The organism is Caballeronia arvi, assembly GCF_001544695.2.
Taxonomy (GTDB): domain Bacteria; phylum Pseudomonadota; class Gammaproteobacteria; order Burkholderiales; family Burkholderiaceae; genus Caballeronia; species Caballeronia arvi.
The window spans coordinates 137,630-149,753 of sequence record NZ_FCOM02000009.1 but is presented as its reverse complement, the minus strand read 5'-3'; the positions used below and the strand labels follow the sequence as shown (position 1 = coordinate 149,753).

The following is a 12,124-nucleotide window of genomic DNA, read 5'->3' as shown; positions in this document are numbered from 1 at the left end:
GACGGATATTCGCACAGCGTTGGTGCGAGGGTAAATACAGAATGTTCATGTGAATATCACGCGCGGCAAGGGCGGATAAAATCGCGACACGAAGTCACAAATTCTTGCGCCGGAGGCAAGCGACATGTACGTGATCAACCTGCGATATACCGGCGCGCTCGCCGAAATCGATGATGCGCTCGACGCGCATCGTGTCTATCTCGAACGTTATTTCGCCGCGGGCGTTTTCGTCGTCGCGGGGCCGAAGGTGCCGCGCGAAGGCGGTGTCATTCTGGCATCGGGCATCGAACGCGAGCGGCTCGATGCGATCATCGCGGAAGATCCGTTCGCGAGGCAGGGACTCGCGCACTACGACATCATCGAATTCAAAGCGACGCGCCTCGCGCCGGGTTTGAATCTGCCCGAGCCGTCGGCTGGATAAGTGAATTGGAAAGCGGCCCTTGCTGACCGCTGTCGCGATCAGTCGACCAGCAGCTTCAGGTCGTGAACCCACGGATCGACGCCCTGCCCGTCGCGTGCGAAGAGACGCAGCTTGCCGTCCTTGTCGAACACGTAGCTGGCCGCGGTGTGGTCCATCGTGTAGTCGTCGGGCGTCTTGCCCTGCGACTTCGCGTAGTACACCCGAAAGTCCTTCGCGATCTGCGCGAGCTGCGCATCGTTCGCCGGCCGCAAACCGATATACGACGAGTTGAACGCGGCAACGTATTGGCCCAGCAGTTCGGGCGTGTCGCGCGCGGGATCGACCGTGACCATCAGCACCTGCACGTCCTTCGACTTGTCGCCGAGCTGCTGCATCGCCTGGGAGAGTTCGGCGAGCGTCGTCGGGCAGACGTCCGGACAATGCGTATAGCCGAAGAACAGCACGACCGCCTTACCCTTGAAGTCCGCGAGCGTGCGCGTCTTGCCGTGCGTGTCGGGCAGCGAAAAATCGGCGCCGAACTGCTTGTTGCCGGTGATGTCGAGGTTCTTGAACTCGGGCGCTTTCTCGCATGCGGCGAGCAGCGCGACCACGAACATCAGCGCGAAGATGCGACGAAGAGCAGCCGTCATGCGCCGATCACCGTGCGCACGTAATGATCGACGAGCAGCGCGCCGAACAGCAGCGACAGATACACGATCGAATAGCGGAAGGTCTTGCGCGCGAGCGCGTCCGAGTAGTCGCGGTACATCTTCCACGCATAACCGATGAACACCGCGCCGAGCGCGATGGCACTCGCCAGATACACCACGCCGCTCATGCCGGAGATATACGGCATCAGCGTGACGGCGAACAAGACGAGCGTGTACAGAAAGATGTTGAGCAGCGTGTATTTCTCGCCGTGCGTGATCGGCAGCATGGGCAGGCCGGCGTTCTCGTAGTCCTTGCGGCGATAGAGCGCGAGCGCCCAGAAATGCGGCGGTGTCCACACGAAGATGATCAGCACGAGAATCCACGCGTCGCCGGGCACCGTGCCCGTGACGGCTGCCCAGCCGAGCGCGGGCGGCATCGCGCCGGACGCGCCGCCGATAACGATGTTCTGCGGCGTGTAAGGCTTGAGCAACAGCGTATAGATAACCGCATAGCCGACGAACGTGGCGATGGTGAGCCACATCGTGAGCGGATTCGTGAACGTGTAGAGCGTCCACATGCCGATGCCGCCCAATATCGCGGAGAAGATCAGAATCTGCGTCGTGGTGATCTGCCCGCGCGCGGACGGACGCCACGCGGTGCGGCGCATCTTCGCATCGACTTTCTGTTCTACGAGGCAGTTGATCGCGAAAGCCGCGCCGGCCAGCAACCAGATGCCGACTGCGCCGCCGACGAGCTTGTCCCACGGCACCATGCCGGGCGTGGACAGAAACATGCCGATGACGGCGCAAAACACGGCGAGCTGCGTGACGCGCGGTTTCGTCAGCGCAAGATATTGCGAGACGCGGCTGCCGAAGTGGGAATGGAGTGTCGTGCTATCCATGAGAATGTGGAGTCACGCTGAAACGACGTCGCGCGCGGGAACTGCGGCGCGGCCGGGACGGCTTGAAGAGATTCGAAAGTTTAGCATAACGAGCAGCAGCAACAGGATCGCGGCCCCGCCGTTGTGGGCTACGGCGACCGGCAGCGGCCATTGCAGCACGATGTTCGACATGCCCGTCAGGAACTGGATCACGATCATCAACAATACGCCGTTCGCGGGCTTGCGCAGCGATTCGAATCGTCGCAGCCGCAAGGCGAGCCACAGCAGATACAGCACGACGACGACCGCAAACATGCGATGCGTCCAGTGAATCGCGACGAGCGCATCCTGCGAGATCACGTCGCCATCGCCGGTCATGCCGAGCGCGCGCCACAGATGGAAACCGTGCTCGAAGTTCATCGGCGGAATCCACTGGCCATTGCACAGCGGGAAGTCCGTGCAGGCGAGCACTGCGTAGTTCGTGCTGACCCAGCCGCCGAGCGCCACCTGCACGACGAGCAGGAGCAAGCCGAATGCCGCGGCGGGCATCCAGCGCGCGGCGGCAGAGTCGAGCGAGGGAATCGGCGTCATGCGCGCCGCGAGCCAGCCGAGCACGCCGAGCAGCGCGAGCCCGAGCAGCAGGTGCGTCGTGACGATGACCGGTTGCAGTTTCAGCGTGACGGTCCACGCGCCGAACGCGCCTTGCAGCAGGATGAGCAGCAGAATGCCCGTCGGCCACCACGGCGACACGTGCAGCGGGCGCTTCTTGATGCGCGCCGTCCACGCGATGATCACCTGCGCGATGATCAGCACGCCGATCGCCATTGCGAAATAGCGGTGCAGCATTTCGATCCACGCCTTCATCATGCTGACGGGACCGGTCGGCATCGCGTGATACGCGGCCGCGATCTGCGCATGCGCGACGAACGGCGACGATGTGCCGTAACAACCCGGCCAGTCGGGGCAGCCGAGACCGGAATCGGTCAGGCGCGTGAAGCCGCCGAACATGATGAGATCGAGCGTCAGAAAGGTCGTCAGCCAGACGAGCTTTCTGAATTTATCGTCATCGGCCTTGACCCAGACATACGACAGCGGCAGCAGCGCGACGCAGATGCCGATCAGACCCAATTGCAGCAGAAACATATTCGCTTACCTCAACCCGCGTTTATCCGATTCGCGACCACTTCAGCAACTTCGCCACATCCGCGTTGATCTTCTTGGGATCGGGGTTCTTCGGGAAGCGCATCATCAGATTGCCGTTCGGATCGACGAGAAAGATGTGATCCGTGAGCTTCGTGCCGTCATCGACGGGCAGCCACGCGGCGACCGCCTTCTCGTCGGTGACGAGCATGCGCGTGTCGGGCTGCGGATAGGCGGTCTTGATGACGTCGGAAACAGGCTTGTCATCGGTGCGCAGCCATACGTTCACGACGCGCTCGCGCTCGCCCGATTGCAGCGCACGCACCTGGCGCATGAAGTAGAGGCGCGTCGCGCATTGCTCGTCGCAGTCGCTGCCGTTGACGATGATCATCAGCCATTTGCCTTCGAGCGACTTGAACGGCAGGCTCTGCCCTTTTTCGTCGGTGACGACGAGTTGCGCGGGAATCGGCCGCTGCGGATCGATCAGCCTGCCATAGCTGGACGTGCCGCCCGCCGGCTTGAACACGTAGTACATCAGGTACGACGCGATCACCGGCGCGGCGCACACGAGCGCGAGCAGGAGCAGCATCCATCGGCCGCTGATCCACGAGCCTTTCGAGGCCGTGCGTTGCCGGGTGCGCGTCTTGTCTGCGTCGGCGGTGGAGCGTTGTGATTGCATCGGTAAGACTGCCTCTGTTCGGTCAAATTTCAGGCGTGGTGCTCGGCTTCGCCGTCGCTTACGTCGTCTTTCTTCGCGGCGCGGCGCGCGGCGTACAAGCCGAACGCGACGGCGGCCGCGGCCATGCCCCACCACTGCAACATGTAGCCGTAATTGCGCTCGACGCCGAGCGTCGGCGCGGGCCAGTCGCGCACGAGTCTGTCGCCGGTGTCGTTCGTCTGCTGGATCACGAACGGCTGCAGCGCGAGCCCGGTTTCCGCCGCATACGATTTGATGTCGAGATTCTGACGAATCTGCTCGTGCGCCGCCGATCCGCCATGCCCCAGCTCGTACGCCTGCGACGCATTCGCGCGCGCAATGCCCTTCACCTCGACGACGCCCTTCGGCGTCTCGTAGCGCTCGATGCCCGTGCGGTCCGCCATGTTGCGCGGCAGCCATCCACGATTCACGAGCACGTAGCCGCCGCCCTCGAGTTTAAGCGGCATCACGACATAAAAGCCCGGCTGGTCGTTATACGGACGATTGTCCAGATACACGACGCGCTCGGGCAGAAACACGCCGCGCGCCTCGACGCGATGAAATTCGATCGACTTGAGCGGCAACGGCTCCGTGCCGATCTCGCGCGCGGGCGCATTCTCGAAAGCGACGATCTGCGCGTTGAGCGCTTCCTTCTGATGCGCGCGGTCGCGCTGCCAGAAGCCGAGACGCACCGTCACCGCGACGACGATCAAAATCAGCAGCGTGGGCCAGAAGCGAATCTTCATATGCGCGGCATCCGCTGAGGCGCCGCACGGCGCATGGGATCGAGTGAGATAATGAGATGATCCAAATTAATACTGCTCACCGTTGTTCCTGAGCACAATCGCTGGCTGGTTTCATGCACATCATCGTTGCTATTGCATTCATCCTGATCATCGGCAGCCTGGGTTCGGCGCTCTATTTCATGATGACCGACCGGGGCAGGACGAAGCGGATGGTGTGGTCGCTCGCCATGCGCGTCGGGCTGTCCATTTCCCTCTTCCTCTTCATCCTGTTTGCGCACTGGATGGGCTGGATTCAATCGTCGGGCATTCCCATCGGACGCTGATCCCGACGATAACCCGCCGCGCGGGTTCGTCCCTACGAGACGTATTGTCGCGCCGCGGCACTTTCACGCTTCCGCTTCGCCAAGCGCCCCTTCAAACGACAACGCCGCCCCTTGGGACATCGAGGGCGGCGTGTTGGTCACTGCTTCTTTGCTCTCGGACCGGCGTCGCCGCCAGTCTTGCATCGCGGGCCGCGCAGTGCGCGCCCGCTTTCGATATTCCGCTTACAGCCAGTAGACGACGACGTACAGACCCAGCCACACGACGTCGACGAAGTGCCAGTACCACGCGGCGCCCTCGAACGCGAAGTGGTGCTCCGCCGTGAAGTGCCCCCGGATCAGCCGGATCATCACGACCGCCAGCATCGTGCCGCCCAGGAACACGTGGAAACCGTGGAAGCCGGTCAGCAGGAAGAACGTCGAGCCGTACACGCCGGAATTGAGCGTGAGGTTCAGCTCGTTGTACGCGTGGAAATATTCGTAGCCCTGGCAGAACAGGAAGATGATGCCAAGCAGAACCGTCGCGCCCAGCCAGATGATCGTCTTCTTGCGATGGTCTTCGCGCAGCGCATGGTGCGCCACGGTCAGCGTCGCGCCGGACGACAGCAAGAGCGCCGTATTGATGGTCGGCAGCGGCCACGGCACCATCGCGCGGAAGTGACCGACGAGCGCAGCGGGGCCGTTGTTCGGCCACACGGCGGTGAAGTCCGGCCAGATCAGCTTGTAGTCGAGGCTGCCGAGCTGATGCATCGCGATCGCGCGCGCGTAGAACAGCGCGCCGAAGAACGCGCCGAAGAACATCACTTCGGAGAAGATGAACCAGCTCATGCTCCAGCGGTACGACACGTCGACGCGCTTGCCGTACATGCCGCCTTCGGATTCGGAAATCGCGTCGCCGAACCAGTGCCACAGCACGAACAGCACGAACAGCAGGCCGATGAACGTGCCGGCCGGGCCCCACGTATGGCCGTTCACCCACGATGCCAGCGATGCGAGCATCACCAGCAGGCCGGTCGCGGCCATAACCGGATGCCGCGACGGATGCGGCACGAAATAGTACGGGCTCTCGTTTTGACCGCTCATTGTTGATTCTCCACTTCGATCCAGTTGCTTGAGTTTTCTTTCGACGCTGATGCTTCCAGCGTTCCGTCTATCCCACTACTGCGCGCACGATCAGCAGCAACACGACGATGAACAACACCGCGCCGATGATGCCCGCCGCGATGAGATGCAGCGGATTGAGCTGCGCCGCATCGCTCTCGAGGTCGGCCCGGCGGCGCACGCCGAAAAACGACCAGAACACTGCTTTCACGAGCTTGAGAAAGCCGCCCTTCCCGCGCGCGTCGTTCATCTTCAGTTCGCCGCCTGCTTCGGCGCATCCAGCTCGAAAAACGTGTACGACAAGGTGATCGTCTTCACGTCCTTCGGCAGCTTCGGATCGACGACGAACACGACCGGCATGCGCTTCGTTTCCTTCGGTGCGAGCGTCTGCTGCGTGAAGCAGAAGCATTCGATCTTGTTGAAATACTCGGTGGCCTGCTTCGGCGCGTAGCTCGGGATGGCCTGCGCCTTTACCGTGCGGTTCTGCTCGTTGGTCACCTCGTACATCACCGTCGTCACTTCGCCGGGGTGCAGATCGAGACTGTGCTGCTCCGGCTTGAACTCCAGCGGGCCGCGCGCGTTCGCGTCGAACTCGATCGAAATCGTGCGGCTCATGTCGACCTGCGTGTTCTTCGCCTCGCGCGCGCTGACGTCGCGCTGCACGAGATTGTTGATGCCGGTGATCTCACAGATCGCGCGGTACATCGGCACGAGCGCGAATCCGAAGCCGAACATCAGCGCGGCCACGACGAAGAGCTTCACCAGCATCGACCGGTTGAAGGACCGGTCGATATGCGAATTTTCCTGCGGAGTCGACACGTTGCTTTCCTACCCTCGCGACAACAGGTATTGCCTGACGACGATACCCAGAAAGAAGACGGCGGCAATCAACATCATGATGATTCCGAGCCGCTTGTTGCCCGCGCGTATTTCTTCGGGCGTGCGTCTTTTTTGTGGATCCGGGGCCATGCTTTCCTTGCTTTCTCGTTCGCGGGGCGTTCCTCGAAAAGCCCCGCGAACCGGACACTCTGATTACTCGACCGTCGGCGGATGCTCGAACGTATGGAACGGCGCCGGGCTCGGCACGGTCCATTCGAGACCTTCCGCGCCATCCCACGGCTTGTCGCCGGCCTTCTCGAGTTCGCCGCCGCCGCGATACGTCGGCAACGCGACCGCGAACAGGAAGTAGACCTGCGAGAGACCGAAACCGAATGCGCCGATCGTCGCGACCTGGTTGAAGTCCGTGAACTGCGCCGGGTAGTCCGCATAGCGGCGCGGCATGCCCGCCAGGCCCAGGAAGTGCATCGGGAAGAACGTGACGTTGAACGTGATCATCGACGCCCAGAAGTGGATCTTCCCGCGCATTTCGTTGTACATCCAGCCGGTCCACTTCGGCGCCCAGTAGTACCAGCCCGAGAACAGCGCGAAGAGCGACCCCGCTACGAGCACGTAGTGAAAGTGCGCCACCACGTAGTACGTGCCGTGCATCTGGATATCGAGCGGCGCCATCGACAGGATCAGGCCCGTGAAGCCGCCCATCGTGAACACGAACAGGAAGCCGATCGCGAAGAGCATCGGGGTTTCGAACGAGAGCGCGCCGCGCCACATCGTCGCCACCCAGTTGAACACCTTCACGCCCGTCGGGACCGCGATCAGCATCGTCGCGTACATGAAGAACAACTGGCCCGTCACCGGCATGCCGGTCGCGAACATGTGGTGCGCCCACACCATGAACGACAGAATCGCGATCGATGCGGTTGCGTACACCATCGAGCTATAGCCGAACAGCGGCTTGCGCGAGAACGCCGGGATCACCTGCGACACGATCCCGAACGCCGGCAAGATCATGATGTACACCTCGGGGTGACCGAAGAACCAGAAGATGTGCTGGTACATGACCGGATCGCCGCCGCCCGCCGCGTTGAAGAACGACGTGCCGAAGTGACGGTCGAACAGCACCATCGTGATCGCGCCGGCCAGAACCGGCATCACGGCGATCAGCAGATACGCTGTGATGAGCCACGTCCACGCGAACATCGGCATCTTCATGAGCGTCATGCCGGGCGCGCGCATGTTCAGGATCGTCACGACGATGTTGATGCCGCCCATGATCGACGACGCACCCATGATGTGGACCGCGAAGATCGCGAAGTCCATGCCCGGGCCCATCTGCGTGGAAAGCGGCGCGTACAGCGTCCAGCCTGCGGCGGTTGCGCCGCCCGGCACGAAGAACGAGCCGACGAGCAGCACGGCAGCGGCCGGCAGCAGCCAGAAGCTGAAGTTGTTCATACGCGCGAACGCCATGTCCGATGCGCCGATCTGCAGCGGCACCATCCAGTTCGCGAAGCCGACGAACGCCGGCATGATCGCGCCGAACACCATGATGAGGCCGTGCATGGTGGTCAGCTGATTGAAGAACTCGGGGCGCATGATCTGCAGGCCCGGCTCGAAGAGCTCGGCACGGATGCCAAGCGCCATCACGCCTCCGGAGAGGAACATGATGAAGGAGAACAGCAGGTACAGGGTACCGATGTCCTTGTGGTTGGTGGCGAGCAGCCACCGGCGCCAGCCATGCGGCACATGGTGCGCATGGTCGTCGTGCGCGTGGTCGTGGCCTGCGCCTACATCGTGTCCGATGCTAGACATGACAATCATCTCCTAAAGCGAATACTCGGGGCACTTGGCTTTCCCACCTGCTCTTCCGTTGCATCCAGTGTGCGAAGGAAGAGCGGAAGTGAGTCACGTCAAGCAGCCGGACTGATTTCTACGCGGCGTGCTTCCTTGGCATCCGTGCCGCCCGTGATCGACTCGGGCTTCTTCAGCACGATGTGATCTTCCGGAACGCCCGCCGCCTTGAGCGCATCGCGCACGGCTTGCGCACGGCGCTTGGCGAGATCGGCGTTCAGGTCGGCGCCGCCGGTCGCGTCCGTGAAGCCCGACAGCGCGAGCTTCGCGTCCGGGTGGGCCTTCACGTAAGCGGCCGCGGCTTGCACGGCGTTGCTGGCGTCGGCGGGCAGAGTGTCCTTGCCCGTCTCGAAATAGATGCTGGCGGGGAGGCCTGCTGCCGGCGCTGCTGCCTGCGTCGTTTGCGCAGCCGATGCAGCCGGCGCGCTGGCTTCCGCGGCCGCGGGCGCGGCGCTCGCAGCCTCAGGCGCCGATGCCGCCGCCGAGGTGCCGCCGCCTTGCGGCATCTTGCCCGCTTTGGCGTCGATGACTTGCTTCGGTTGAAGCAGGTCGCCGGTATGGTTGCTCCAGTTGTTGCGCTCGAACGTGACGACCGATGCAAGCTCGACATCGTTCAACACGCCCTGCCACGGCGGCATGGCGCCCTTGCCGTGCAACACGATGTTCAGATGCTCGGCAATCGAGCCGGTCGCGATCTTCGAGCCGTCGATCGCCGGGAACTGGCCCGCGCCCTTGCCGGTCGGCTGGTGGCAGACCGCGCAGTTCGACGTATAGACCTGCTGGCCGCGCGCCATCAACTCCGGCATCGTGTAGGTCTTGAGCGGATCGTCCTGGCCTGCGGCCATCTTCTTCTTTTGCGCGTCGACCCACTTCGCGTAGTCGTCAGCCGACAGCACTTCGACGACCACCGGCATGTACGCGTGCTCCTTGCCGCACAGTTCCGTGCAGAAGCCGCGGTACGTGCCCACCTTCTCGGCCTTGAACCAGGTGTCGCGCACGAAGCCCGGAATCGCGTCCTGCTTCACGCCGAACGCCGGGACATACCACGAGTGCACGACGTCGTTCGCCGTGGTGATGATGCGGATCTTCTTGTCGACCGGCACGACGAGCGGGTTGTCGACTTCCTGCAGATACAGCGTGGAGATCGGTTGCTGGCCGTTCACCTGGCTGCGCGGCGTGGAAAGCGTGGAGAGAAAGCCGATGCCCTCGCCCGGACCCTTCACGTAGTCATAGCCCCACTTCCACTGATAACCCGTGACCTTGACGGTGAGGTCGGCGTTACTCGTGTCCTTCATCGCGACGACGGCCTTCGTTGCCGGCAGCGCCATCAGAATGACGATGACGAACGGCACGATCGTCCAGATGATTTCGACCGTGGTGCTTTCGTGGAAATTGGCCGGCTTGAAGCCCTTCGACTTGCGATGCTTGAAGAGCGAATAGAACATCACCCCGAACACGCCAAGGAAGATGACGGTACAGATGATGAGCATGAAGATATGGAGGCCGTAGAGCTCCTCGGCGATCTTCGTCACGGGCGGCTGGAAGTTGATCTCGTTGACAGCGGGACCGCCTGGACTGTTTTCGACCGCCAAGGCCGCGCCGGCGGTGAGCAGTGCGCCTGCCGCCAGCACGCCCGAGAGGGCTCGCTTGATTGTTTTCATAGCATCCTTACCCAAATTTTCCATTCAAACCCTCGACCCCCCGTTACATCGCGCGAGCGCCGGCTCCTCTCAAAGACGTCTCAATGACGCCTGCAACTCGGCTGCAAATTGTTCGCGACGATGCTGTGCAAGGTGTTGTCCGATTTTCACCGATTGACCGCGCGATACGATCGTGAGCGGCTCTCTCGGTGTCGCGCCAGTTTCGACCCGCACCCAGCGCGGGTTGAACTCGAACTGCGTCAGCACTTCGGCGTTCATCTGTTCGATCAACAACCGGTTTCGATACAACCGGATTCGTTCGTAGTCGACGGCATGGCGTGCGTAATTCACGAACGCGATGCCCACGACCGCCAACTCGACTCCGGTGAACGGCAGCACCAGCCAGGCGCCGTTCAGGAACAGCGGCGTTGCGATTGCCAGCGAAAACAAAGCAAGCGACAGGTAAAAGCCCACAAACTGACGCGGCGACACCGAGCAGTTTCGCTTCATCAGCCAGTCTTTGATGACCGGCTCGGACTCCGTCAGCGTCTGACTGGCCTGCATCGCTGTCTCCGTCAATCCGCACGCAATCACACACTTTTGCTCGGATTTCACCCAGAATTGTGTCAGTCCGGGCGACAAACTGACGCATTATAGGCGTCTTGGGTGGCATCCACAAGCAAGGGTCGTAACGTCGCAAAGCCAAGCGCCACAAGCTTCTGCGCCCTTTTGACGCACCTTTTTGCGCGCTTTTTTCGCGCAAATTTCAGACATAACAACGGCGCTCTTTACCCCTTTACCGTTTCGGTTTTGAGCCTCGTCCGATATCTTCCAGCCGCACGATGCCGTGTCCTTCGGCCGTCATGCGCGGCACCGCTTTCCACGCGTGGCCGTAGATCACTTCGAAGGTCAGCGCAATGGTGCCGTCGTCGCCGCGCAGCGCTTCCAGCGCGCGATGAACCGCGTCGCGCATGGCTTTCGCGTCGGCGCGACCCGCCTCGAATGCGCGCTCGGACGGATATGCGCCCCAGCGCGTCACGTCGGCGAAAAGCGATTCGGGCGATTTGTACGTGATCGTCAGGACTTCCTGATCCATGACCGGAATTTCGAAGCCGCTTTCCACGAGCATGTCGCCGAGATCGTGCATGTCGACGAAATCGATCGCGTGCGGCACGGGCGCAAGACCGAGCGTGCGCTCCGCTTCGCGATAGGCGGCTCTGAGTTCGCGCAGCGTGTCAGGGCCGAACGTGCTGAACATCAAAAGGCCATTCACCTTCAGCACGCGCTGCCATTCGGGGAACACGAGGTCGGGGCGCACGTGCCAATGAAGCGCGAGATTCGACCACAGCAATTCGAACGCGTCCGATGCGAACGGCAGCGCGGAAAAATCCGCCTGCGCGAGTTGCGGACCGCGCGCACCGAACGCTTTCGCGAGCGTCGACGGAAGAAAACGGCGCCAGCCTGCGCCGCTCTCGGCATCCGCGGATTCGGCGGCGTGGGCGCGCGTGAGCATCGCGGACGAAATATCGACACCAATTACCGATGCCTCGGCGAAGCGTTCCCGAAGACCGCCCAGGTCCGCGCCGACGCCGCACGCCGCATCGAGGACGCGCAGCGGCGCGACCTTGATGTATTCGAGCCGTTCGCGCATGCGCTGCGCGATTTCGCGCGGCAGGAAAGCGACGTCGTCGAAGGCGGCGGCGCGTCCGTCGAAGATCGCGCGCAGACGGCGCGGATCATAGGCCGGACGGCTAGTGTCGGGGGATGTCGGGGACATGTCGATCTTTTCGATGAGAGTGCGAAGTATACTCGGTCGTCTCGAAAACAACCCATGCGAACCGCTGATACGAGGCATAAACGCCTC

The 12,124-nt window shown here is 62.4% G+C and carries 15 protein-coding genes; 2 read left to right on the top strand and 13 right to left on the bottom strand.

Annotated features, from left to right (window positions below):
• The first annotated feature begins 124 nt into the window (after nt 1-124).
• Complete coding sequence (locus tag AWB74_RS13530) at nt 125-421, top strand: YciI family protein (protein ID WP_061147253.1); 297 nt, start codon at nt 125-127, stop codon at nt 419-421.
• 38 nt (nt 422-459) lie between these two features.
• Here AWB74_RS13530 and AWB74_RS13525 read toward each other — a convergent pair whose 3' ends face one another.
• Genes AWB74_RS13525 through AWB74_RS13505 form a run of 5 tightly spaced genes read right to left on the bottom strand, consistent with a single transcriptional unit; the run spans nt 460 to nt 4,514 of the window.
• Nucleotides 460-1,050: an SCO family protein gene (locus tag AWB74_RS13525; RefSeq protein WP_061147252.1), complete on the bottom strand. Its 591-nt coding sequence runs from the start codon at nt 1,048-1,050 to the stop codon at nt 460-462.
• On the bottom strand, nt 1,047-1,952 hold the full coding sequence (gene cyoE, locus AWB74_RS13520; RefSeq protein ID WP_061147251.1) for a heme o synthase: 906 nt from the start codon (nt 1,950-1,952) through the stop codon (nt 1,047-1,049). Before cyoE ends, AWB74_RS13525 begins: the two co-directional genes overlap by 4 nt.
• A 12-nt stretch (nt 1,953-1,964) precedes the next feature.
• Complete coding sequence (locus AWB74_RS13515; protein ID WP_061147250.1) at nt 1,965-3,074, bottom strand: COX15/CtaA family protein; 1,110 nt, start codon at nt 3,072-3,074, stop codon at nt 1,965-1,967.
• A 22-nt stretch (nt 3,075-3,096) separates the two neighbouring features.
• Nucleotides 3,097-3,750, bottom strand: a complete 654-nt coding sequence (locus tag AWB74_RS13510) for an SCO family protein (protein WP_061147249.1) — start codon at nt 3,748-3,750, stop codon at nt 3,097-3,099.
• A gap of 29 nt (nt 3,751-3,779) precedes the next feature.
• Nucleotides 3,780-4,514, bottom strand: a complete 735-nt coding sequence (locus AWB74_RS13505) for an SURF1 family protein (protein ID WP_061147248.1) — start codon at nt 4,512-4,514, stop codon at nt 3,780-3,782.
• Nucleotides 4,515-4,627: 113 nt separating this feature from the next.
• Here AWB74_RS13505 and AWB74_RS13500 point away from each other — a divergent pair, with 113 nt between their 5' ends.
• On the top strand, nt 4,628-4,837 hold the full coding sequence (locus AWB74_RS13500; RefSeq protein WP_061122357.1) for a twin transmembrane helix small protein: 210 nt from the start codon (nt 4,628-4,630) through the stop codon (nt 4,835-4,837).
• A 222-nt stretch (nt 4,838-5,059) separates the two neighbouring features.
• Here AWB74_RS13500 and AWB74_RS13495 read toward each other — a convergent pair whose 3' ends face one another.
• The 8 genes from AWB74_RS13495 to AWB74_RS13460 form a co-directional block, all read right to left on the bottom strand.
• The gene (locus AWB74_RS13495) at nt 5,060-5,917 is read right to left on the bottom strand and encodes a cytochrome c oxidase subunit 3 (RefSeq protein WP_061147247.1); all 858 of its coding nucleotides are present in this window, start codon (nt 5,915-5,917) and stop codon (nt 5,060-5,062) included.
• Between the two features lie 67 nt (nt 5,918-5,984).
• Complete coding sequence (locus AWB74_RS13490) at nt 5,985-6,185, bottom strand: DUF2970 domain-containing protein (RefSeq protein WP_061147246.1); 201 nt, start codon at nt 6,183-6,185, stop codon at nt 5,985-5,987.
• Between the two features lie 2 nt (nt 6,186-6,187).
• Nucleotides 6,188-6,754, bottom strand: a complete 567-nt coding sequence (locus AWB74_RS13485) for a cytochrome c oxidase assembly protein (RefSeq protein ID WP_087038977.1) — start codon at nt 6,752-6,754, stop codon at nt 6,188-6,190.
• Nucleotides 6,755-6,763: 9 nt separating this feature from the next.
• Nucleotides 6,764-6,904: a cytochrome oxidase small assembly protein gene (locus AWB74_RS46925; protein WP_087038976.1), complete on the bottom strand. Its 141-nt coding sequence runs from the start codon at nt 6,902-6,904 to the stop codon at nt 6,764-6,766.
• Between the two features lie 63 nt (nt 6,905-6,967).
• A complete protein-coding gene (gene ctaD, locus AWB74_RS13475) occupies nt 6,968-8,581 on the bottom strand; it encodes a cytochrome c oxidase subunit I (protein ID WP_061147337.1) in 1,614 nt (537 codons plus the stop codon).
• Between the two features lie 98 nt (nt 8,582-8,679).
• Nucleotides 8,680-10,305 carry a cytochrome c oxidase subunit II gene (gene coxB / locus AWB74_RS13470; RefSeq protein ID WP_061147245.1) on the bottom strand — a complete coding sequence of 542 codons (1,626 nt, stop codon included), beginning with the start codon at nt 10,303-10,305 and terminating at the stop codon, nt 8,680-8,682.
• A gap of 45 nt (nt 10,306-10,350) precedes the next feature.
• Nucleotides 10,351-10,824 carry a DUF2244 domain-containing protein gene (locus AWB74_RS13465; RefSeq protein ID WP_061147244.1) on the bottom strand — a complete coding sequence of 158 codons (474 nt, stop codon included), beginning with the start codon at nt 10,822-10,824 and terminating at the stop codon, nt 10,351-10,353.
• Nucleotides 10,825-11,056: 232 nt separating this feature from the next.
• A complete protein-coding gene (locus AWB74_RS13460; protein WP_061147243.1) occupies nt 11,057-12,037 on the bottom strand; it encodes a methyltransferase domain-containing protein in 981 nt (326 codons plus the stop codon).
• Nucleotides 12,038-12,124: the final 87 nt, after the last annotated feature.

Bases quoted from the DNA above. Each gene is read 5' to 3' on its own strand.
- AWB74_RS13530 (WP_061147253.1), top strand. From the start codon at position 125: ATGTACGTGATCAACCTGCGATATACCGGCGCGCTCGCCGAAATCGAT.
- AWB74_RS13525 (WP_061147252.1), bottom strand. From the start codon at position 1,050: ATGACGGCTGCTCTTCGTCGCATCTTCGCGCTGATGTTCGTGGTCGCG.
- cyoE (WP_061147251.1), bottom strand. From the start codon at position 1,952: ATGGATAGCACGACACTCCATTCCCACTTCGGCAGCCGCGTCTCGCAA.
- AWB74_RS13515 (WP_061147250.1), bottom strand. From the start codon at position 3,074: ATGTTTCTGCTGCAATTGGGTCTGATCGGCATCTGCGTCGCGCTGCTG.
- AWB74_RS13510 (WP_061147249.1), bottom strand. From the start codon at position 3,750: ATGCAATCACAACGCTCCACCGCCGACGCAGACAAGACGCGCACCCGG.
- AWB74_RS13505 (WP_061147248.1), bottom strand. From the start codon at position 4,514: ATGAAGATTCGCTTCTGGCCCACGCTGCTGATTTTGATCGTCGTCGCG.
- AWB74_RS13500 (WP_061122357.1), top strand. From the start codon at position 4,628: ATGCACATCATCGTTGCTATTGCATTCATCCTGATCATCGGCAGCCTG.
- AWB74_RS13495 (WP_061147247.1), bottom strand. From the start codon at position 5,917: ATGAGCGGTCAAAACGAGAGCCCGTACTATTTCGTGCCGCATCCGTCG.
- AWB74_RS13490 (WP_061147246.1), bottom strand. From the start codon at position 6,185: ATGAACGACGCGCGCGGGAAGGGCGGCTTTCTCAAGCTCGTGAAAGCA.
- AWB74_RS46925 (WP_087038976.1), bottom strand. From the start codon at position 6,904: ATGGCCCCGGATCCACAAAAAAGACGCACGCCCGAAGAAATACGCGCG.
- ctaD (WP_061147337.1), bottom strand. From the start codon at position 8,581: ATGTCTAGCATCGGACACGATGTAGGCGCAGGCCACGACCACGCGCAC.
- coxB (WP_061147245.1), bottom strand. From the start codon at position 10,305: ATGGAAAATTTGGGTAAGGATGCTATGAAAACAATCAAGCGAGCCCTC.
- AWB74_RS13465 (WP_061147244.1), bottom strand. From the start codon at position 10,824: ATGCAGGCCAGTCAGACGCTGACGGAGTCCGAGCCGGTCATCAAAGAC.
- AWB74_RS13460 (WP_061147243.1), bottom strand. From the start codon at position 12,037: ATGTCCCCGACATCCCCCGACACTAGCCGTCCGGCCTATGATCCGCGC.